Raw genomic sequence first — 22,832 nt, forward strand, 5'->3', positions numbered from 1 at the left:
ATCCGGCGCTTTCCGCCGCATCGTCGCTGAAGCCGGAACTGGTCGAAGGCCTCGACATCCTGATCGTGCGCGAGTTGACCGGCGGTGTCTATTTCGGCGAGCCGAAGGAAATCATCGATCTCGGCAACGGCCAGAAGCGCGGCATCGACACCCAGGTCTACGACACCTACGAGATCGAGCGCATCGCCGGCGTTGCTTTCGAACTGGCCCGCACCCGTCAGAACCGTGTCTGCTCGATGGAAAAGCGCAACGTCATGAAGTCGGGCGTGTTGTGGAACCAGGTGGTGACCGAAACCCACAAGGCGAAATATTCCGATGTCCAGCTCGAGCATATGCTGGCTGACGCCGGCGGCATGCAACTGGTGCGCCAGCCCAAGCAGTTCGACGTCATCGTCACCGACAACCTGTTCGGCGACATGCTGTCGGATGTGGCGGCGATGCTGACCGGCTCGCTCGGCATGCTGCCTTCGGCCTCGCTCGGTGCACCGGATGGTGTCACCGGCAAGCGCAAGGCGCTCTACGAGCCGGTGCACGGTTCGGCCCCTGACATTGCCGGCAAGGGCATCGCCAACCCGATCGCCATGATCGCCTCGTTTGCCATGTGCCTGCGCTACTCCTTCAACCTGGTGACGGAAGCCGACAACCTGGAAAAGGCGATCGCCACCGTGCTCGACAAGGGCATCCGCACCGGCGACATCATGGCCGAAGGCGCACGCCAGGTCGGAACCGTCGAAATGGGCGAAGCCATCCTCTCCGAGTTCAAGGCGCTGTCTGCCTGATACGAGCATTTCCAGGAAAAGTGCGAAGCGGTTTTCCGCCAGGAAATGCGTAAAACAAAAAGCTTGAACGTTTCCGCGGCATCGTCTGAAGCGGAAACGTTCAAGCAAGAGGCGCGCCCGATCGGGCAGCGCCCCGCAAGTTGTCAGAACACCTCCGGAGCGATCCGGAGGTGTTTTGCATTCGACAGTCTTGAATTCGACGGCCGAACCGACACATGCAGGCAGATGCTGCGAGCAATGAGGGGCGGCGAGGGACCGCATTCTCGCATGCAGACCGTTTGGAAAGGCCGACATGAACCGACCGCTCGCATCAACCGGATGGATCCTGGTGACGACACTGATCCTCGTACTCGCCTTCATTCCGCTCGATCCGTTTCTGTCGACGCGGGCGCAGGAACTGCCCGAGGGCATCGTCGCCTTCAATCGCCTGATTACCGACTTCGGCACCTTCGGCTGGATGATTTATGTCTCGGGTCTGGTGCTTGCCGTCGCCTTCATCCTGCAGCGTGCCGTTGGCCAGGCGCCGTTTCAGCGCAAAGCCCGAACTGTCCGCAACCTTGCTGCCTATTTCTTGCTGACGATCGGCACTGCCAGTGTGCTCGTGCATGTGCTGAAGTTCCTGATCGGGCGGGCAAGGCCCGAGCTTCTGGTGGATCTCGGTGCCTACAGCCTGACGCCGTTTACCGGCGACACCCTGTTCGAAAGCTTTCCATCCGGTCATTCGACGGCGGCGGGTGCTTTTTTCGGCGCCTTTGCCATGCTTCTGCCGAAGCTGCGGCCGTTGTTTTTCGTGATGGCATTGGTCATCGGGGTCTCGCGCGTCATCGTCGGCGCCCACTATCCGAGCGACGTTGCTGCCGGGCTGCTGCTTGGCCTATGGACATCTATGATGGTGGCGTTTCTCTTCGCCAAACGCGGCTGGCTTTTCCGCGCCGACGAGGGCGGTTGGCCTATCCCAAAGCGAACAGGCTCCCGCCCATAAAAAAGCCGGCGCGGAAAGCCGCGCCGGAGTCGGGAGAGCCGTGATGCCTCTCGGGGAAGTCTTTAGTCCATCGCGTGGATGTCGCGATCCTTGGTTTCCGGCAGGAACAACATGCCGATGACCAGGGTGATGCCCGCAAAGACGATCGGGTACCAGAGACCGTAGTAGATATCGCCCTGAGCCGCGCTCATCGCGAAGGCCGTGGCCGGCAGCAAGCCACCGAACCAACCGTTGCCGATATGGTAGGGCAGGGACATGCCGGTGTAGCGGATGCGGGTCGGGAACAGTTCGACCAGCAGGGCGGCAATCGGGCCGTAGACCATCGTCACGTAGATGACGAGAACGGTCAGAACGGCGATGATCATCGTCCAGTTGACGTTGGCAGGATCCGCCACCATTGCGTAGCTGCCGCCCTTGGCGATCGTGTAGACAGCCATTTCGGTGGCGGCGCCGACTTCGTCCTTGGTCAGGAGCTTGTCGGCAATGAGCTTGTCGGCAGGAACCATGGTCTTTTCGCCGCCGCGAACGGCAGCGGCATCAAGCGCCAGTTCCGGATTGGCGGCGACGAAGCCGTCAAGCTTGGATTCCGGAACCTTTGCCGCACCACGAACCAGCGGGTAGCCGGCATCATGGAGAGCCATGTTGGTCTGCTTTTCGAAGCCGGCGTTGGCAGCCTTGGCACCATCGCCTGCAGCGATCGCGTCATAGCTGTTGATCGTCGTTTCGCCGACCTCCACAGTCGCGGCAGTCCCCGCCGCAGCGGTCGTTACCACGTCATAGGGAACCGAGTTCTTGGTCAGGAACGCGGTTGCGATGTCGCACGAGGTCGTGAACTTCGCGGTACCGGTCGGGTTGAACTGGAACTTGCAGTCGCCCGGTGCCGCGGTCACGGTCGCCCGTACCGTTGCCTGGGCCTGAGCGAGCGCCGGGTTACCGGCCCAGGTCAGCGCCTTGAACAGCGGGAAGTAGGTGAGCATGGCAAGCAGCAGGCCGGCCATGATGATCGGCTTGCGGCCGATCTTGTCGGAGAGCCAGCCGAAGAGCACGAAGAAGCCCGTACCGATCAGCAGTGAGGCGGCGACCATGATATTGGCCGATTGGCCGTCCACCTTGAGCACGCCCGTCAGGAAGAACAGCGCGTAGAACTGACCGGAGTACCAGACGACGGCCTGGCCGACGACGGCGCCGAACAGTGCCAGAAGCGCGATCTTGGCGTTCTTCCACTGGCCGAAGGCTTCCGACAACGGTGCCTTGGAACCCTTGCCCTCTTCCTTCATCTTCTTGAAGGCCGGCGACTCGTTCATCTTCAGGCGGATCCAGACGGAAACGCCGAGAAGCACGACCGAGACCAGGAACGGAACGCGCCAGCCCCAGGCTGCAAACGCTTCTTTGCCCACCAGGTACTGGACGAGCAGGATCACCACCAGCGACAAGAACAGACCGAGCGTTGCCGTGGTCTGGATCCACGAGGTGAAGTAACCGCGACGCCCGTGCGGCGCGTGTTCGGCCACGTAGGTTGCAGCGCCGCCATATTCACCGCCGAGCGCCAGGCCCTGAAGCATGCGCAGAGCGATGAGCAGGATCGGCGCAGCGATGCCGATCGAGGCAGCGCCAGGCAGGATGCCGACCAGGAAGGTCGACAGACCCATGATCAGGATCGTCACGAGGAAGGTGTATTTGCGGCCGACGAGGTCGCCGAGGCGACCGAAGACCAGAGCGCCGAACGGGCGAACCAAGAAGCCCGCGGCAAACGCCAGAAGCGCGAAGATGTTTCGCGTCGTTTCCGGGTAGGAGCTGAAGAAGGTCGCGCCGATGTAAACGGCGAGCGAACCGTAGAGATAGAAATCGTACCATTCGAATACGGTACCAAGCGACGAGGCGAAGATGACCTTCTTCTCCTCGCCGGTCATCGGACGTGCTTTTGTGTCGTCCGCTGTCGCGACATTTGCCATTTTGTTTATCCTCCACTCCAAAACAGCCCATTGGAGCGCCCATTGGCTGGCTCGGACAATTCCTCCCTTGAACGTCCGAACGTGGTGCGCCTGATCACAGGATGTCAGAAAAGGAGGGCCGCAGGCAGGGATGCTTTCGGCTTATGACTTTCGTCTAAGAAGCCAGAGACCTCAGGCGCGAAGGGCTGCCGCCGGCGATTGCCGGTAGGCGATCATGGCCGGCAGGACGGCGAGGATGGCGGCGAAGACGAGAATGGCAGAGACAAGAAATCCGTCGCCGGCAGCGAACATGACAGGCATGGCAACGCCGCTCTCACCGGAAAGATATCCGGCTATGAACTTTGCGGCACCGAAGCCAAGCGCGAAACCGGAAAGCACACCGGCGGCAATCAGCGCAAACAGTTCGCTCCAGACGATGACAAACACCGCCGTGCGCGGCGCGCCGAAGGCACGAAGCGCCCCGATCTGCCGTCGGCGCTGGCCGACATGCAGGATCGTGACGAGCAGGATCGCGGCTGCGACCAGAACCTGAGCGCCCGTCGTCACTCCCACGAGCACCCGCTTGGCGTCGCCAAGTGTCGCATAGAGGTTCGTCAGCACCTCGCCGGGAAAAACCGCCAGTGTCGAGTTGCTGCGATAGTCCTGCCGGAGCTTGTAGGCGTCGGCGATCGATTTCGGTTTGACGAGGATCGCGGGCAGGCCGGGCGTGGCCTTGCTCCAATTCTCGTCGAGCGCCGCGTCCGCATCGATATGAGGGTGATCCGCCTCGACACCGGACGCGGCCTCGTCATGCGCGTGATCGTCGGCATCATCGTGTTCCGCCGCTTCCATTCCATGCAGCGCCCAGACCGCCTGCATCGGAACCAAAATGGCACGGTCCCAGGCGGTGCCCGTGGGCTTGAGGCGCCCGACAATGCGATAGGCGAGTTCCGTGTGGGCGTGGCCGCCGAGTTCGGCAAGTCCATGGGTCGGCTTGACCGTATAACCGAGTGGCAAATCGACGGCGGCGCCGGCAACCGCTTCACCAAGGGCGGCAAAGGCGCGGCCTTCGGCAAGCTGTTCGAGTTCCGCAAGCAACCCGGTGGAGGTGCCGACAACGGCATAGCCGCCAAAGCTGTCACCGAAGCCGACCGGTGCTGCGGAGGCGACGCGCGGATCGGCAAGAAGGCGCGGCAGAACCGTGCCTTCCATCAGCGGCAGCGGCGAGGGTTGCAGGAAGATCGATGAAAGCACGAGCTGGGTCTCGCTGCCGGGGGCGCCGATCACGAGGTCGAACTTGTCGGCAGCACGCGCACTGCCGAGCCGAAGCGCCCGTTCCTGCAAGGTGACGGCGACGCCGAGCGCCGTCGCCAACGCAACCAGGAGGACGACGACGAGCGAACCGGCCCAGAGGCGGCGCAGATCCGCAAGGATGAAACCGATCATGCCGCGCGCTCCTCGATGAGGCCATCTTCGACGATGCGCCCGGCGGCAAGCCGGATGCGACGGTCCATACGCCGCGTCAGCGCCAGATCGTGCGTCGCAACGATCAGCGTGCAGCCGCTTTCGCGTGAAAGCTCGAGCAGCAGGTCGCCGACGGTCTCGCCGGCGTCGCTGTCGAGGCTGGCGGTCGGCTCGTCGGCAATGACCACACCCGGCTTGCGCAAAAGCGCGCGGGCGATCGCCACCCGCTGCATTTCACCGCGCGACATGGTTTCGATCATCTGGGTCGGCCGGGTGAGGCCGACACGCAGAAGCAGATGTTCAGCACGGGCGCCGACATCACGGCTCATCGCGCCGGAGAGCCTTGTCGGCAGCAGAACGTTGTCCAGAGCACTGAGGCCGGGGAAAAGATGAAAGTCCTGCAGGACCAGACCGATATTGGCGCCGCACCAACGGTCACGACGGCCCTCGGAGAGCGCGCAGATATCGACATCGCCCCAGAGGATGCGGCCCTGTCCGACCCGCTCGAGCCCGGTCAGGATGCTGATCAGCGTGCTTTTGCCGGATCCTGACGCACCTGTGAGCGCCACACGGCTGCCGGCGGCGACGTCAAGGCTGTCGATCGCAAGAGCGGGTGCGGCAAGTCCGGGAAAGCTGACATCGACGCCTGCGAGTTGAAGACCAAGCATGCCCTAGACCGCGTAAAATTGAGACGAGCGCAGACGCAGCAGGCTGACGAATCCGGTCTCCGGATCGGTCCAGGAGCCGACCTCCAGTGTCCCGCGAACCTCGATCGTCTGGCCGGGCGGCACGAAGGTCTGCTTCTCCCCGAGATAGACGACGACGATATTGTCCGGCCAATCGGAATCCGACGAACAAAACGGGCAAAGCGCCATCGGAACTTCCGTCAGCACGAAGAACGCTGCCTCTGCCTTGAGCGGCGGCGCCATGAAGCCGCGCATGCGGACTTCCTGACCGGCAAGGCTCTTCACCTTTGTCGAGAATTCGAGGCCGAGTACACTGACCTTGCCGTAGAGCTCATCGAAAGTGAGACTGGCGTCGGCCAGGGCCGCATGCCCGTCGAACGCGACAACCGCGCCGGCAATCAGGCCGAGCACAGCTCGACGGCTCAAGGATATGGGTGTCGGTAGGGTCATCGTCTTATCGCCAAGAGTACCCCGGCAGCGCATGGGCGTGATGTGGCCGGGAATGAACGTCAGCGTGAAGCCTCCTCCCCGTTTCAGGGAGGAGGCGGGTTTCAAACGATCAGTTGGTCTGCTTCACGCCGAGGGCAAGCGCATCGACGAGAACGCGGTAGACGTCGCTCTGCTCCATGTAGCCTCTGAAGCCCTCGCTGCCCGGACCTTCCGACTGCAGCACGACGTCGTCGACCGTGTGCTGGCCGGTGCTTTCGTCCTTCGGCAGGATGCCGACGCGCAGCACGGCGCCGGGCATGTCCTTGTAAGCTTCGTTGGCGACATACTCGTCCTTCTCGTTCTTCACCGCCGGCTCGAACGGCCCGTCCAGCTTGGGGCTGAAGGTTTCGTAGTAGTCGGGGAAGTTTGAGACGAACATCGCCAGACGACGGCTCGCGTCGATCTTGTCGGGGAAGCCGTCCTTGTTCTCGTCGGTATAGTTCGGGAAGCCCGCCGAAGCGCCTGTTTTGACCTTGTCGCGGCCTTCCTTGCCCTCGACGGTGTCGTCGATGATGCCGAGCAGTGAGACGCCATGGGTATGGTCGCCGGTCACGACAACCAGCGTATCCGGGTTGTTCTTCGCGAACGCGCGGGCAACGCCGACCGCCTGGTCGAACTCGATGGTCTCGACGACGGCGCGCTCCATGTCGAGCGGATGGCTCATCTTGTCGATCGAGGCGCCCTCGACCATCAGGAAGAAGCCGTTTTCGTTCTTCGACAGCCTGTCGAGCGCGGTCTTGATCATGTCGACAAGGCCTGGCTGGCCGGGGAACTTTTCGACCGTGCCCTTCTTCAGGAACTCGCGATCAAGCGTCACGTCCATGTTGCCGGTGTGGAACAGACCGAGAAGCTTGCCGTCGGCGGGCGCATTGGCAAGTTCGCTCTTGTCGGTCGCAAGCGCATAACCGGCTTCCTGGAAAAGCTTGATGTAGTCCTGGTTGTCCTTGCGCTTGGAGCCGGGCGTCTCCTTGCCGAGGAAATAGGCCGAGCCTCCGCCAAGGATGACCTCCGGCTTGACGTCGTAGATCATGCCGACGATCTCGGCCTTGTCGCTGCGGTTGCGGGTGTGGGCGACGACGGCGGCCGGCGTGGCGTCCTCGATTTCCGAGGTCGTGACGAGACCGATCGACTTCTGCGTCTGGCGGCGCAGCGCTTCGGCAATGGTCTCGACCCGTGGATCGTCGAGGCTGTCGGGCGTGCGGTCGCCATAGACGCCCACGGCGTTGATCACGGTCTTGTGGCCGGTCATGTAGGCCGACATGGTGTTGGCGCTGTCGGTGTCGATCGAATTGGTCGCCGACGTGCCGATGAAGGCCATGCGCTCGAGGTCGTCCATGTTGAGGCGGCCATTAGCCTTACCCTCGGTCATGCCCTTCGACATGATGCGGGCGGCGGTGCGGTGCGCAACCGAAAGGCCATCGCCAAGCAGGAAGATGACGTTCTTGACCTTCGGCTGCTCCGCCGTGGCATAGACGTGCCAGGTCACGGTCTTCGTCTCTCCGCCAGCCGTCACTTCGACCTTGTAGCTGCCCGGTGCGCCAATTATAGCGTTGCGCAGGAGCAGGGCCGAACCGAGCTCCTTGTCTTCCTTGCCCTTTTCCATCGCGACATAGGCGGCTTCGGCACCGAGCGCTGCCTTGTAGTCCTGGCCGTTGACGGTCACCTTGATGTCTTCCGCCTTGACGGCGCTCTTGAGCTCGACCTTGAAATCGAACGGGGAACCGGCAAGAATTGTCGCGCGATCAATGGGATAGACGTCTGCGGCCTGAGCGGCGTGGGCCAGAACCGTCGTGGCAAAGAGGGTGGCAAGAAGCATACGCATGGCAATCGTCCCTTTGAGGTGTCGGATTGCGCGGTCGTAACGCCCGGCGATGACAGCGACATGACATTGCGATCACGTTTGCAGGCGCCAAGCATCGCACGCTTGACTCGCCGATAGAAACAATTATTACGAGCCTCGGAAAGGAAGGCATTCCATGCTTCGCCGCGAACACAACTTCGCTGACAGCAGCGTCCTGGCAGAAATCGCCGGGCAGGATATGCGTTTTCCAGCTTCCTTCAAAACAACGGCCAAAACGACGACGAAAACCGTCTGACGTCTCTGGCCCTCCGCTCTCTCCCCGGTTTGGCCGGGGACAGGAACCCTCGCGGCGGATCGCGCGGTTTCCCCCTCCACCCGACGAGGAGAGACAAAAAAAGAGAGCTTAGATCATGGGTTTCAAGATTGCAGTCGCAGGCGCCACCGGCAATGTCGGCCGGGAGATGCTGAACATCCTTTCGGAACGCGGCTTTCCCGCCGATGAAGTGGTCGCCCTTGCTTCCGCCCGTTCCCAGGGCACGGAAGTTTCCTTCGGCGACAAGACGCTCAAGGTCAAGAACCTCGAAAACTACGATTTCTCCGATACCGATATCTGCCTGATGTCGGCCGGCGGCGCGGTTTCGCTGAAGTATTCGCCGAAGATCGGCCAGCAGGGTTGCGTCGTCATCGACAATTCCTCGGCCTGGCGTTACGACTCCGAAGTGCCGCTGATCGTGCCGGAAGTGAACCCGGACGCGATCACGCTCTTCACCAAGAAGAACATCATCGCCAATCCGAATTGCTCGACCGCCCAGCTCGTCGTCGCGCTGAAGCCGCTGCACGACCACGCCAAGATCAAGCGCGTCGTCGTCTCGACCTACCAGTCGGTTTCCGGCGCCGGCAAGGACGGCATGGACGAACTCTTCAACCAGACCCGTGCGGTCTTCGTTGCCGACCCGATCGAATCGAAGAAGTTCACCAAGCGCATCGCCTTCAACGTCATTCCGCACATCGACGTCTTCATGGAAGACGGCTACACCAAGGAAGAGTGGAAGGTTCTGGCCGAGACCAAGAAGATGCTCGACCCGAAGATCAAGGTGACCTGCACGGCCGTGCGCGTCCCGGTCTTCATCGGCCATTCGGAATCGGTCAACATCGAGTTCGAAAACGAGATCACCGCTGACGAGGCGCGCGATATCCTGCGCGAAGCACCGGGTTGCCTTGTTGTCGACAAGCACGAGAACGGCGGCTACGTAACGCCTTACGAGTGCGCCGGCGAAGACGCGACCTACATCTCGCGCATCCGCGAAGACGCAACCGTCGAAAACGGCCTCAACATCTGGGTCGTTTCCGATAACCTGCGCAAGGGTGCGGCACTCAACGCGATCCAGATCGCCGAGCTGCTCATCAACCGCGGTCTGATCCGCGCCAAGAAGCAGGCCGCCTGAACAAACAGACGGTAAAGCACGAATAAGAACCCCGCCTGGCCCGTTATCGGCCTGCGGGGTTTCCTGTTTCACGGATCCGTGCGCAAAATTGATCGGATTCACGTGAAACCGTTAGGAAATTTCCGCCAATGAGGGGCGGGTGACAGAGCCGGCAAAGGCTGGCATCTTCCTAACGGCAACCAGATTTGGGCAATGACGGGGTATTTCATGCACACGGCAAAGTGCGTAGCGATTGGGCTTGCGGCCCTGATTTCAACGGCGATCCTTCCGGCGACCGCGTCGGCGGCACAGTGCGGCAACGACGGCAGCGGTTTCGCGGCCTGGATGACGCAGTTCAAGCAGGAAGCCTCCGGCAACGGCATCAGCCCTGCGGCGCTCGACAAGGCGCTCTCCGGCGTTTCCTACAACAAGGCGACGATCCGCGCCGACCGCGGCCAGAAAAGCTTCAAGCTCTCGCTCAGCCAGTTCATGCAGAAGCGTGGCGGTCAGACGATCATCTCGCGCGGCAAGAAGATGAAGGCCCAGAATGCGGCGCTCTTCAACAGCATCGAACGGCGCTACGGCGTACCGGCCGGCCCGCTGATCGCCATCTGGGGCATGGAAACCGGCTTTGGCGGCTTCATGGGCAAGGAGCATACGCTCTCAGCCGTTTCGACGCTCGCCTATGACTGCCGCCGGTCCGACTACTTCACCAACCAGCTCTATGCGGCGCTCCAGCTCGTCCAGCGCGGCGATCTCAGCCCGGCTGCACGCGGCGCTGCCCATGGCGAAATCGGACAGACCCAGTTCCTTCCGGCAAACGTTCTGAAATACGGCGTCGACGGTGACGGCAACGGCCATATCGACATGGTCCGCTCGAAGGCTGACGCGCTTGCTTCGACCGCGAACTTCCTGCGTGGACACGGCTGGCAGCCGGGCGCCGGATATCAGCCGGGACAGGCCAATTTCGGCGCGATCCAGGGCTGGAACGCCGCCAGCGTCTATCAGCAGGCGATCGCCATCATCGGCGCGGAAATTGACGGCGACTAGAGCATTTCCAGGAAAAGTGCGAAGCGGTTTTCCGTCAGGAAATGCGTAGAAACAAGGAGATAGAGCGTTTCTGCGACTCCGCTTAAACCGCAGACGCTCTAACGCATGTTGCGCAAAGGTGCGCAGCGGTTTTGCGATAACGACAGCGCAAAAACAAAAGATCAAAGCTTATGAAATAAAAGAAGCCCGGTTCGAAAGGACCGGGCTTTTTCTCTGGCTTCTATCACATACCTGGACGGGCAAAGTCGCCGCTCTTCGGATCCATCACCCAGAGCTCGCCGGTCGAAATGTCGAACCAGGCGCCGTGAAGCTGGAGCTTGCCCTTCGATTCGAGAATCTGGACGCAGGGGAAGGTGCGAAGATTGGCGATCGAGTTGCGGATGGAAACCCGCTCCAGAGCGCGCTGCCGCTCGGCCTGGGTCATCACGTCATTGCTCTGGATCTGTTCGGCGGACGGTTTCAAGAGGTGCATCCAGCGACCGATGAAGTCACCCGGCGACAGGGGCTCGGCGTCCAGGTCAAGCGCCGCCTTGATGCCGCCGCAGCGTCCGTGGCCCATGACGACGATGTCGCTGACACGCAGAGACTGGACGGCAAATTCCAGAGCTGCCGACGTCGAGTGGTAGTGTCCGTCCGGCTCGTAGGGCGGCATGAGATTGGCGACGTTGCGCACGACGAAGAGCTCGCCCGGGCCGCTGTCGAAGATCGTCTCGGGCGCTGCCCGGGAGTCACAACAGGCAATGACCATGGTCTTGGGCTTCTGCCCGCTATCCGCCAATGTCTTGTAACGCTGCTGCTGTTCGCTGAAGCGACCACTCATGAAGTTATGATAGCCGTTCAGAAGGTGGTCTGGAAAACGCTGCATATCCATCGGTTACCCCGCTGCTGTCGAGAGTTCAATCCACCAAGCCATCCGACGGCGTGCCGTGAACAGCTTCTTCTATTTCCGCCGCATCTGGCTCGGATGCAGCAAGCGCCGCATCTGCACCATCGCCATCGGCGTCGAGAGACTGGACGCATCCTGTTCGAGCGTCAGTTCATCGGCGCCGCGCTTGACCGTGCGCGCGATAATTTCGAACACGCTGGCTGTCGCCATCTGAAGCGCGCGCTCCTCGGAGAGGCCTTCCAGCAGCCGCGCCAGGAACACCGCCGCCAGCAGATCGCCCGTGCCGTTCGGCGGGTTCTCGATCAGCCGGTGTTCGGCGAGCAGCGCATGGTTGCCGGAGAGATAGAGATTTCCCGTCCCGCCCTTCATCATCGGAATCGCCGACGTGACCAGCATGCGCGAGGGACCAAGCCCCAGCGCCGCGTCAAGGATTGCCGCATTGGTCTCGAGCGTCGCGCCGGCAAGCCAGGCCAGTTCGAACCGGTTGGGCGTGGCGAGACTTGCAAGCGGCAACAGCCGGTCGCGGATGGTAATCGCCGTCGCTTCGGGCACGTAGAGCCCTTCGGCATCACCGATCACCGGGTCGCAGGCATAGACGAGATCAGGATTGCGGGCGCGCAAGGCGGTCACCAGCCGGGCAACGCCCTCTGCCTGGCTCGCCGAGCCGAGATAGCCTGACAGGACTGCCCGGACCTCGCCGGCCCAGGGCGCCTGAGCCAGATCGTCGATCACCGACTGGAATTCCGCGTCCGGTATCGTGATGCGCGTCGAATGGCCATGGCCGGGATGCCAGGGCAGAATGACGGTCGGCAGAGCCCAGACGGGATGGCCAAGCGTCTCCAAGGCAAAGACAACCGCCCGATTGCCGACGTGCCGCGAACCACGTGACTAGAAATGACGATGACGGCACCAGGCAAGGAGGGCATTTCGGGCATCGGCCAGTCCAATCCTTCGATTTGAACTCTGATCACCGACTGTCACCGCCATGTCAACAGGCTATGGCAGACAGGTTCCGCACGAGCCGCTGGCGTTTTCGTGCTTTTTCATCGAAATTCGAGCAATTTTCGCCAATCTGCCTTCGATTTAAATGGATTTAAGCTGTTTTCACGTGAGATTCTCCGATTCTCGGCTCGTTTTTGCCGAAATCGTCATAAAAAGCGGTCGCCATTAGCCAAGGTTCTGATAGGGTCTAGCCTATCATGAATGGGAGAAACTTCATGGGCGTGAAATACAATCCGAAGCGGGACAGACACATCGACGCAGCGAAGGCGGCCGCCATCAAACTGGGCACCGACGCGCTGGCGCCCGAGATCCTCTTCGGCGGGGCCAGCAACGACGACCTCGATCTTTATTCGGCGGAGATGCTGGCACTGACGGCGGCCCATGCGAGAAGCGAACTCGCACGCTGGGACGGCGGCAAACCTCAAGTGTCGGTTGAAACCGTGGCCGGCGTTGCGCCTGGCGGCACCGAGGTTTCGATCATTGCCGTCACCGAACACAACATGCCGTTCCTCTTTGATTCGGTCATGGGCGAGGTGACGACCACGCACCGCGATATCCATCTCGCGATCCATCCCATTCTGGTCCAGGAACCGGGCAAGCCCGCCAAGCCGTTCGATCCGGACGAGCCGAGCGATCCGGCACACCGGATCAGCCACATCCAGATCCACCTGAGCAAGTTGACGCCGGTCGAGGCGCAATCGCTCAGCAACCGTATCCGCGATGTGCTCGAACAGGTTCATCAGGCCGTGCACGACTGGCCGGCGATGACGACGCTGCTCGATCACGCGATGAAGGAACTCGAGGACTACAACGCCTCGCGCAAGAAGAGCGACCGCGACGAAGCGCTGGCCTTCCTTCGCTGGCTCAGGGACAACAACTTCACCTTCCTCGGCATGCGCGAATACACCTATTCGGGCAAGGGCGGGAAGGCGACGGTCGAGCGCGGCAAGGGCAGGGGCCTCGGCATCCTTTCCAATCCCGATGTGCGCGTGCTGCGCCAGGGCAAGGACGCAGTTCTGACCACGCCGGAGATTCTGGCCTTCCTCGAAAGCCCGGATTTCCTGATCGTCACCAAGGCCAATGTGAAGTCGGTCGTGCACCGCCGCGCCTATATGGACTACATCGGCGTCAAGCGTTTCGATGCCGACGGCAATGTCGCCGGCGAGCTGCGCATCGTCGGCCTGTTCACCTCCTCGGCCTATACCCGTCAGGCCGCGGAAATCCCGCTGCTGCGCCACAAGATCGAGAAGATCGTCGATCATTTCGGCTACGATCCGCAGAGCCATTCCGGCAAGATGCTGGACAACACGCTCGAATCCTACCCGCGCGACGATCTCTTCCAGATCGACGTCGGCCTGCTCGCCGCCTTCTGCGAACAGATCAACGAGCTCGGCGACCGTCCGCGCATCCGCGTTCTGCCACGCATCGACCATTTCGACCGCTTCGTTTCGGTCATCGTCTTCGTACCGCGCGAGCAATATGATTCCGACGTTCGCGAGAAGATCGGGGACTATCTGAAGACGGCTTATGACGGTCGTGTTTCGGCCTACTACCCGGCCTTCCCCGAGGGCGGTCTGGCGCGCGTGCACTTCATCATCGGCCGGACCAGCGGCAAGACGCCGCGCATCCCCCAGGCCAAGCTCGAGGAGGCCGTGCGAGGCATCGTCACGCGCTGGATCGATCGCTTCGACCTGCTTGCCCGCAAGGATGGCATCGAGCTCAGCGTTGGCGAAGCCTACCAGGCGGCCTTTGCACCGGCCGAAGCCTATGCCGATCTCGCCGATATCGCCGCCTGCAAGGCGGAAGATCCGATCCGGATCTCGTTCTACCACTACAACCGCCCGGTCAATCGTCCTGATACGGCCGAGCTGAAGATCTTCCACGCCGGCGAACCCGTATCGCTTTCGCGCCGCGTGCCGCTGCTCGAAAATCTCGGCTTCCGGGTCATCAGCGAGCAGACCTACGACCTCAACGTCGGCAAGCATGGCGAGGACCAGCATCGCGTCGTGCTGCACGACATGGAGTTGATCCATCGCGACGGCCATGCGCTCAATCTCGACAAGTCGGGTGCGGCGCTCGAGGAAGCCTTCCTCGCCGCCTGGAACGGCACGATCGAGGATGATAACTTCAACAGGCTGATCCTGCTCGCCGGCTTGAACGCCCGCGAAGTGACGGTGCTGCGTGCCTATGCCCGCTACCTCCGCCAGGCCGGCATCACCTATTCGCAGGGCTATATCGCCGACACGCTGAACAAATATCCGGCGATTGCCGCCGATATCTTCAAGCTGTTCGTCACCCGCATGGACCCGGCGATCGAGGAGAAGCCGCGTGCCAAGAAGTGCAACGCCCTGATCGCATCGATCGAGACCGCACTGTCGGCGGTACCGAGCCTCGACGAGGACCGGATCCTGCGCCGCTACGTCAACGCCATCGAGGCGACGCTCCGCACCAATTACTTCCAGAAGGATGCCGACGGAAAGCCGCGTGCGGTCCTTGCCGTCAAGCTCGATCCCAAGCAGCTCGAAGGCTTGCCCGAGCCGCGTCCGTTCCGCGAAATCTTCGTCTACGGCACCGAAGTCGAAGGCGTGCATCTGCGTTTCGGCAAGGTCGCCCGTGGCGGTCTTCGCTGGTCCGACCGCGCACAGGACTACCGCACCGAAGTACTGGGCCTGGTGAAGGCACAGCAGGTCAAGAACGCCGTCATCGTGCCCGTTGGCGCCAAGGGTGGCTTCTACCCGAAGCAGCTGCCGGTTGGCGGCAACCGCGACGAGGTGTTCAAGGCCGGAACCGAAGCCTACAAGACCTTCATCCGCACGATGCTGTCGGTCACCGACAACATTGTCGGCCAGGATGTCGTGCCGCCGGCCGACACGCTGCGCCGCGACGGTGACGATCCCTACTTCGTCGTTGCCGCCGACAAGGGCACGGCGACCTTCTCGGACACGGCCAACGGCCTGGCCCAGGAAGCAGGCTTCTGGCTCGATGACGCGTTCGCCTCAGGCGGATCGGCCGGCTACGACCACAAGAAGATGGGCATCACCGCCCGTGGCGCCTGGGAGACCGCCAAGCGGCACTTCCGCGAGATGGACATCGACATCCAGACCACTCCCTTCACCGTCGCCGGCGTCGGCGACATGTCGGGCGACGTCTTCGGCAACGGCATGCTGCTTTCGGAAAAGATCCGTCTGCTCGCGGCCTTCGACCATCGCGACATCTTCATCGATCCGAATCCGGATACGGATGTTTCCTTCGCCGAACGCAAGCGCATGTTCGCCCTGCCACGTTCGAGCTGGCAGGACTATGATCGCAAGACGCTCTCCGAAGGCGGGATGATCATTTCCCGCGCCGAAAAGTCGGTGACGCTGACACCGGAAGCCATGGCGGCGATCTGCATCGACAAGCAGAAGGCCACGCCGTTCGAGATCATGAACGCGATCCTGAAGAGCCAGGTCGATCTTCTCTGGTTCGGCGGCATCGGCACCTATGTGCGCGGCAGCAACGAGACGGATGCCGAGGTTGGCGACCGCGCCAACGACGCGATCCGTGTGGTCGCCGAAGAGGTCCGCGCCCGTGTCATCGGCGAGGGCGCAAACCTCGGCGTGACCCAGAAGGGCCGTATCGGCTTCGGCCTCAATGGCGGTCGCTGCAACTCCGACGCCATCGACAACTCGGCGGGCGTCAACTCGTCCGACGTCGAGGTCAACATCAAGATCGCGCTGGCCTCGGCGATGCGCGACGGTCGCCTGACCCGGCCGAAGCGCAACACGCTGCTGGCGTCGATGACCGAGGAAGTCGGCCATCTCGTACTGCGCAACAACTACGAGCAGTCGCTGGCAATCTCGCTCACCGAACTGCAGGGTACCGGAAACCGCACGACGCTCGGCCGCCTGATGACGCGACTCGAAGCCGACGGCCACCTCAACCGCAAGGTTGAGACGCTGCCGACCGACCAGGTCATGACCGAGCGCTATCAGGCCGGCAAGCCGCTGACACGCGCGGAGATCGGCGTCCTCCTGTCCTACTCGAAGCTGGTGCTGTTCGACGAGCTGATCGCCAGCGAGCTTCCCGACGACCCGTATTTCACGGCGACCCTGGAACGCTACTTCCCCGGCAAGATGCGCAAGACTTATGCCGGCGACATCCACGGCCACCGGCTGCGCCGCGAGATCATCGCGACGGTGCTGGCCAACGAAACCATCAATCGCGGCGGCCCCGCTTTCGTCTCGACCTTGACGGATGCCACCGGCTTCCTCTCGGCAGACGTCGTCAAGGCGGCTGTTTTGGCACTCGATGGCTTCGACCTGCCGCGGATCTATGACGAGATCGATGCCCTGGACAATCGCATCAGCGGCGCCCTCCAGAATGCGCTCTACCAGGAAGTCGGGCGCATCTTCACGCTCGTGACGGAGCGGGCCCTGCGCACCCATGCGGCAACGGGTTCGGTTTCGGAAGCCGTGACGCGCCTGCGCGACGGGCTGCAGAAGCTGCGCAGCACCATGCGCACCGCGATTTCAGGCGAAACCGCCGACGAAGCTCGGGTAAAGACCGCAGCCTTCGTCGAGGGCGGCGTGCCGGAGAAACTGGCGGATGAGATCCTGGAACTGGCGCTGATGACCCTCGTGCCCGAAATCATGCAGATATCAGCTGAAACCGGCGAGACGCTGAGCCGCACGGCACAGGGTTATTTTGCCGTCACCGAAACGCTGCGGATCAACCGCCTGCTGGCGGCAGCCGACCGCGTACCGGCAACCGAGCAGTTCGAGGCAATGGCGCTGTCGCGCGCGATCTCGGACATTGCCGGCGCCAGACGCGACATCACCGCAGCGGCGCTGCGCGAGCAGAAGAGCGAGCGCAATCCCGTCCAGGCCTGGCAGGAAAACGACCGCGAACGCGTTTCACGCGCGGGCGGCCAGCTGACGCTCCTGACTGAGAAGGGCGAGACCACGCTTGCCAAGATCACGGTTGCCGCGGGTCTGCTCAACGACCTTGCACGCGGCAGGGTGAAATGACACAGTCCGCCCCGGACTACAGCGCCGGGCGTCTTATTAGACGCGCAAAGGTCGCTGTAGCAGTTTGAATTGCTGCATGGTTTAATCCTTAAATCGAATAGGATTTAAGGAAACATGCAGTAGCGCAAGATCGGGCCGGGGATGCTCCGTCAACCCGGTCTCGATGAGCGAGATATGACGATCTTTCTGCGCCGCGCGTTCATTAGAACGCACGGCGCAGTCATTTCCGGGAGGGGTAATTGGCGATTTCGGCGGACAGGGCTGCAGACAAGCCGGGAACGACCCGTCTCGGCATTGCCGGATGGATGCTGTTCGACTGGGCGGCCCAACCGTTCTTCACGGTGATCACCACCTTCATCTTCGGCCCCTACTTCGTTTCCCGGCTGACTGAGGATCATGCTATCGGCCAGGCGATGTGGGGCTATACGCTCACCATTTCCGGCATCATCATCGCCATTCTCTCCCCGGTTCTCGGCTCGATCGCCGACGCCACCGGACCGCGCAAGCCGTGGATCGGCTTTTTCGCCATCATCAAGATCGTATCGCTGGCGATGCTCTGGTTTGCCGCCCCCGGCTCACCGATCATCTACGCCGTCATCTTCATGGTGCTGGCCACCGTCGCTGCCGAATTCTCGATCGTGTTCAATGATTCGATGATGACGCGACTTGTGGACGAGAAGGACATCGGCCGCATTTCCAACATCGCCTGGGGCCTCGGCTATCTCGGCGGTATGATCGTGCTCATCGCTGTCGTGGCGCTTCTTGCCGGAAATCCGGAAACCGGCAAGACCGCTCTCGGCATCGATCCGCTGTTTGGGCTCGATCCGGCAAAGGGCGAGGACGCGCGCATCACCGGGCCGATATCGGCGCTCTGGTACCTCGTGTTCATCATTCCGATGTTCCTGTTCACGCCGGATGCGACCAAGGCGACCATGTCGCTTGCAGGGGCGACCCGAACGGGACTGCGCGAACTGAAAGGCACACTCGGCGAACTCAGGCAAAGGCGCGGCATCCTGCGCTTCCTCATCGCCCGCATGATCTTTCAGGATGGGGTCAATGGCCTGCTGGCACTGGGCGGCACCTTCGCCGCCGCCATGTTCGCCTGGCAAACCATGGAACTCGGCATCTATGGCATCATCCTCAACGTCGTTGCCATCGGTGGCTGCCTCTATGCAAGCAAGCTCGATGCCCGGCTCGGTTCAAAGACCATCGTGATCGCCAGCCTGGTCTGCCTGATCATTGCCACGCTTGGCATCGTCTCGACAGGACCGGGCTTCACCTTCTTCGGTCTGCTTCCCCTGCCGACGGACGATTCGGGCGGCATCTTCGGCACTGCAGCCGAGAAGGCCTATATCGTCTACGGCCTGCTCGTCGGTATCGCCTTCGGGCCGGTTCAGGCGTCGTCGCGCTCCTATCTGGCGCGCAGCGTCAGCCTGGACGAAGCAGGGCGCTACTTTGGTCTCTATGCACTTTCCGGCCGTGCGACGTCGTTTCTTGCGCCCGCGTCGGTCGCCACGATCACGCTCATGACCGGCTCCGCCCGCATCGGCATGATGGCGCTCGTCGTCTTCCTCGTCCTCGGTTTTCTGATCCTGCTGCGCACGCCTTATCCGGCGAATGCCGGACATACGAAAGCCGCCGCGTCCTGGGGACGCGACGGCTCTGAGGAATAAAACTCGGACTTTACTACAGCGCCGTGCGTCTTATTAACGCGCAAAGGTCGCTGTAGCACTTTGAATTGCTGCATGTTTTTATCCTTAAATCGAATAGGATTTATGGAAACATGCAGTAGCAACTGAAAATGCAACCGATCCGGTTTAGTGGCGGAAGTGGCGCATACCGGTGAAGACCATCGCAACGCCATGCTCGTCGGCCGCGGCAATCACTTCCTCGTCGCGCATCGAACCACCGGGCTGGATCACCGCCGTGGCACCGGCAGCGATCGCCGACAGCAAGCCATCGGCAAACGGCAGGAAAGCCTCGGAGGCGACGGCCGAGCCGCGCGTCAACGGCGTTGCGAGGCCGAGCGCCTTGGCGGCTTCTTCGGCCTTGATCGCGGCGATGCGGGCCGAATCGACCCGGCTCATCTGCCCGGCGCCGATGCCTGCGGTCTGGCCATCCTTGGCATAGACGACGGCGTTCGACTTGACGTGTTTTGCCACCTTGAAGGCAAACTTCATGTCTTCCAGTTCCTGCGCCGTCGGTGCACGCTTGGTCACCACCTTCAGCTCCAGGTCTTCGACCATGCCGTTGTCGCGGGTCTGGACGAGAAGGCCGCCGGATACGGTCTTGGCGGAAAGGCCGGGGATGCGCGGATCCGGCAGGGCGCCCGTGGTCAAGAGCCGCAGGTTCGGCTTGCGGGCGATGACGGCCTTGGCCTCATCGCTGACCTCAGGCGCGATGATCACTTCGGTAAAGAGCTTGACGATCGCTTCGGCCGTTTCCGCATCGAGCATCTGGTTGAGCGCGATGATGCCGCCAAAAGCTGAGGTGGAATCGCAGGCAAGCGCGCGTCGATAAGCTTCGACCAGCGTCGGGGCCGTGGCCACGCCGCAAGGATTGGCATGCTTGATGATCGCCACGGCCGGGGCTTTTTCCGGCAGGAACTCGGCGACGAGTTCGAAGGCGGCATCGGTGTCGTTGATGTTGTTGTAGGAAAGCTGCTTGCCCTGCAGCAGCTTAGCTGTGGCAACGCCCGGACGGTTCTCGCCGGTGACGTAGAAGCCCGCCTTCTGGTGCGGATTCTCACCGTAGCGCATCTCCTCCTTCAAGACGCCGCCGAGAACGCGGTGGCGCGGCATCGGCGTGTCGAGCGCCTCGGCAAACCAGTTGGAAATGGCTGCGTCATAGGCGGCCGTGCGGGCATAGGCCTTGGCCGCCATCTTCTGGCGGAAGGCATAGGTCGTCGCGCCTGCTGCAAGTTCTTCGAGCAGGACCGGATAGTCGGCCGGATCGGTGACAATTGTGACATAGGCGTGGTTCTTGGCGGATGCGCGGATCATCGCCGGGCCGCCGATATCGATGTTCTCGACCGTCGTCGGATAATCGCCGCCCTGCGCGCGAACCTCCTCGAAGGGATAGAGATTGATCACCGCCAGATCGATCGCGGTGATGCCATGTGCCGACATCGCCGCCTGATGCTCGGCATCGTCGCGGATTGCCAGCAGGCCGCCATGCACGCCCGGGTGAAGGGTTTTGACCCGGCCATCCATAACCTCGGGAAAGCCGGTGAGTTCGGCGACGTCGCTGACTGGCAACCCCGCCTGCGACAGTGCCTTGTGGGTGCCGCCGGTCGAAACCAGACGTACGCCTTTTTCATGCAGCGCACGGGCAAGCTCGACGACACCGGTCTTGTCGGACACGGAAAGAAGAGCGGTCCGGACTGGAACCTCGTTCGGGGCGGGAATTTTCTTGGAGGCGACAGCCATCAACCATGCTCCTTTGGCGGCGCCGGACGCCCGGGAGGATGCTCCGGCGATTGGGATGGCTGCCCGTTAGCATAGCTTGCCGGCCGAAGAAACCTCGGCAGGCCAACATCCTAAAATAAGGGGCGCAGTTGGCCTCAGTTCGTGCGCGAGAAGGTCCATTGGATCTCCGGCTGCCTGGCAACGGCGAAGGTCACCGTCAGCTGCGACGAGGCGCGAATGCCCGAGGGATCGGCAAAGAAGATGTCTTCCTCGACCGCCAGCTCGCCGTCCTGGCAGGCAAACAGCCAGATTTCACCATCGGGCGCGGTCAGATAGATCTCGCGGCCGTTGTTCTGGCGAATAGTGACGGCCGGGTGGATATGGAAGCGGGCGACTGCCACGGCCAGGTTCGTTTCATCAGGATCGCTGCCGTCGGCGCGCGAAAGCCGGTCACGCCCACGGATCATCCGGCCGCCGTTCAGCACGCCGATGTCGCGCTCGTGCAGGAGCCCAAAGGACGAGAGATAACCGTCATGGTTTGCCATGACGGATTCCTGGCGGCCCGGTTCGTCCTTGCGCTCGACGACGACGCGCGAGACGCCGCTGGTGATGATCGGGCCCAGAAACCGTGACTGCGAGAAGCGTGAGGAGGACGTGTCGTTGACGGTCACGGTGGAGTGGGCGGCGGTCATCCGTGCCATCTGGCGGAATCGTTCGCCGGCAAATTTCGGCGCGCCCGAATTGATCACGAAACGCGTCTTGCCCGAGGACATTTCGAACGAGAGGCAGCCGGCATGGGCGCTACGCGACAGGTCGACTGAAAGCGGCCGGCCGGTATCGACGATGACCACGGTGTTTTCGATCGACAGGCGCTCGTAATGCGCGAGAGGCAGCGAGCGGAATGGCTCGCCGGCGGTTTCATCATAGCGCAGCACCGAGGCAAGCTCATGCGCCAGCACCGAGGTCGCGCCGTTGAAAAGCGCCAGTTCGCCGCCCTGGTGGCGGAAGAAGCGCAGTGCCGGATACATACGATCGATGCAAGGGATCAGGCGCGACGGCACGTCATGCCCCAGATTGACATAGGTCTGGCGCAGCGGCAGCAGGTCGAGCAGCAACTCAAGCCCGGCCCGCGGGCTGCGCGAAAAGTGGCTGCCGTCGGCGAGAATCTGCCGATCAAGCTCGAAATCGAGATGGCGCGACGCCTTGCGGATCGCCGACGGCGTCGACGGCATCGAAACCGATGCCATGGCAAGCGCCATCCGCACACGCAGGCGAGCCTCGCCATCCCTGACCGTTTCGGCAATGTGACGGAGATAACGAACCTGGAAGGCCAGGCTTTTCAGGAAGCGGCGATAAAAGCCGTGCTCGGCATTGCGCAGGACCACCGGCGAATGCGAGAGCCATGCGATGATGCGCTGGGCGATGACGTCGGCATCCCAGGCAATGCCTCCGAAATTGCGGCCGTGGGTGGCAATCCAGTCGTCAACGATCTGCCGCAGGCGCACGAAGCCGGCATCCTCGCGGATCGCCCGCAGATGCCTGAGCCAGCCGAACGAATGCAGGCGGGTGGCAAATTCCAGCGACGGCAGGTCGATCTCGAAGGGCGATTCGCCCTCGGTGTCGAGCACCCGCCCAGCCAGCGGAAAGCGACCCTCGAGGATCTCCTCGGCAACGAAGGGATCGACGGCTCTGAGGTCCGTCGGCGCAACGATCAGGCGGCCGGGCGTCGATCCGGTAAAGCGCAGCGACGAGACGCGGCCGACCGAAAGTCGCCGCGACACGCGGCGCCAACCTTCGCGCGCATACAGATAAGAAAGCCTTCGCCTGCCGGAAAACACCATCAACGCCCGTCGATTTCCTTAATCCTGAAGCAAGCCGTTCGAGACGAACGAACGGCTGCATCGGCTTCGCGCCAGTATCAC

General features: G+C 62.3%; 14 protein-coding genes and 1 pseudogene. 6 read left to right on the forward strand and 9 right to left on the reverse strand.

From position 1 onward, the window contains the following. Both leuB and BKP54_RS29960 read left to right on the forward strand, forming a co-directional pair. A partial coding sequence (gene leuB / locus BKP54_RS29955) for a 3-isopropylmalate dehydrogenase (RefSeq protein WP_084815341.1) occupies positions 1-779 on the forward strand: 779 nt, incomplete at its 5' end. A gap of 292 nt (positions 780-1,071) precedes the next feature. Further along, positions 1,072-1,761, forward strand: coding sequence for a phosphatase PAP2 family protein (locus BKP54_RS29960; RefSeq protein ID WP_025425270.1), 690 nt, complete (start codon positions 1,072-1,074; stop codon positions 1,759-1,761). A 62-nt stretch (positions 1,762-1,823) separates the two neighbouring features. Here the strand turns inward: BKP54_RS29960 and BKP54_RS29965 are convergent, their stop codons facing one another. The 5 genes from BKP54_RS29965 to BKP54_RS29985 all read right to left on the reverse strand — a co-directional run bounded on the left by BKP54_RS29965 (position 1,824) and on the right by BKP54_RS29985 (position 8,153). Then, positions 1,824-3,713, reverse strand: coding sequence for an MFS transporter (locus tag BKP54_RS29965; RefSeq protein ID WP_025425271.1), 1,890 nt, complete (start codon positions 3,711-3,713; stop codon positions 1,824-1,826). Positions 3,714-3,884: 171 nt separating this feature from the next. Further along, positions 3,885-5,138, reverse strand: a complete 1,254-nt coding sequence (locus tag BKP54_RS29970) for an FtsX-like permease family protein (protein ID WP_025425272.1) — start codon at positions 5,136-5,138, stop codon at positions 3,885-3,887. Then, positions 5,135-5,824 carry an ATP-binding cassette domain-containing protein gene (locus BKP54_RS29975; protein ID WP_025425273.1) on the reverse strand — a complete coding sequence of 230 codons (690 nt, stop codon included), beginning with the start codon at positions 5,822-5,824 and terminating at the stop codon, positions 5,135-5,137. Before BKP54_RS29975 ends, BKP54_RS29970 begins: the two co-directional genes overlap by 4 nt. Before the next feature lie 3 nt (positions 5,825-5,827). Further along, positions 5,828-6,292 carry a hypothetical protein gene (locus BKP54_RS29980; protein ID WP_025425274.1) on the reverse strand — a complete coding sequence of 155 codons (465 nt, stop codon included), beginning with the start codon at positions 6,290-6,292 and terminating at the stop codon, positions 5,828-5,830. Between the two features lie 109 nt (positions 6,293-6,401). Continuing rightward, positions 6,402-8,153, reverse strand: a complete 1,752-nt coding sequence (locus BKP54_RS29985) for an alkaline phosphatase (protein ID WP_025425275.1) — start codon at positions 8,151-8,153, stop codon at positions 6,402-6,404. Positions 8,154-8,542: 389 nt separating this feature from the next. Between BKP54_RS29985 and BKP54_RS29990 the strand changes: the two genes are divergently transcribed. Both BKP54_RS29990 and BKP54_RS29995 read left to right on the forward strand, forming a co-directional pair. After that, positions 8,543-9,577: an aspartate-semialdehyde dehydrogenase gene (locus tag BKP54_RS29990; RefSeq protein WP_025425276.1), complete on the forward strand. Its 1,035-nt coding sequence runs from the start codon at positions 8,543-8,545 to the stop codon at positions 9,575-9,577. Positions 9,578-9,784: 207 nt separating this feature from the next. Beyond that, positions 9,785-10,606 (forward strand): lytic transglycosylase domain-containing protein, encoded by an 822-nt coding sequence (locus BKP54_RS29995; protein WP_025425277.1) that lies wholly within the window; start codon positions 9,785-9,787, stop codon positions 10,604-10,606. A gap of 223 nt (positions 10,607-10,829) precedes the next feature. On the opposite strand, the gene BKP54_RS30000 is transcribed toward BKP54_RS29995, so the two are convergent. Continuing rightward, positions 10,830-11,477 carry a carbonic anhydrase gene (locus BKP54_RS30000; protein ID WP_025425278.1) on the reverse strand — a complete coding sequence of 216 codons (648 nt, stop codon included), beginning with the start codon at positions 11,475-11,477 and terminating at the stop codon, positions 10,830-10,832. Between the two features lie 69 nt (positions 11,478-11,546). Further along, positions 11,547-12,427 (reverse strand): annotated as a pseudogene (gene pdxY / locus BKP54_RS30005) (pyridoxal kinase PdxY). 282 nt (positions 12,428-12,709) lie between these two features. Between pdxY and BKP54_RS30010 the strand changes: the two are divergent. Continuing rightward, complete coding sequence (locus tag BKP54_RS30010) at positions 12,710-17,503, forward strand: NAD-glutamate dehydrogenase (RefSeq protein WP_084815342.1); 4,794 nt, start codon at positions 12,710-12,712, stop codon at positions 17,501-17,503. 239 nt (positions 17,504-17,742) lie between these two features. Beyond that, positions 17,743-19,176, forward strand: coding sequence for an MFS transporter (locus BKP54_RS30015; RefSeq protein ID WP_025425281.1), 1,434 nt, complete (start codon positions 17,743-17,745; stop codon positions 19,174-19,176). Between the two features lie 144 nt (positions 19,177-19,320). Here the strand turns inward: BKP54_RS30015 and purH are convergent, their stop codons facing one another. Continuing rightward, positions 19,321-20,931, reverse strand: a complete 1,611-nt coding sequence (gene purH / locus BKP54_RS30020) for a bifunctional phosphoribosylaminoimidazolecarboxamide formyltransferase/IMP cyclohydrolase (RefSeq protein ID WP_025425282.1) — start codon at positions 20,929-20,931, stop codon at positions 19,321-19,323. Positions 20,932-21,065: 134 nt separating this feature from the next. Next, positions 21,066-22,751 carry a heparinase II/III family protein gene (locus BKP54_RS30025; RefSeq protein WP_025425283.1) on the reverse strand — a complete coding sequence of 562 codons (1,686 nt, stop codon included), beginning with the start codon at positions 22,749-22,751 and terminating at the stop codon, positions 21,066-21,068. Positions 22,752-22,832 lie beyond the last annotated feature (81 nt).

The sequence above is a fragment of the Ensifer sp. 1H6 genome, assembly GCF_001976035.1.
GTDB classification, from domain to species: domain Bacteria; phylum Pseudomonadota; class Alphaproteobacteria; order Rhizobiales; family Rhizobiaceae; genus Ensifer; species Ensifer canadensis.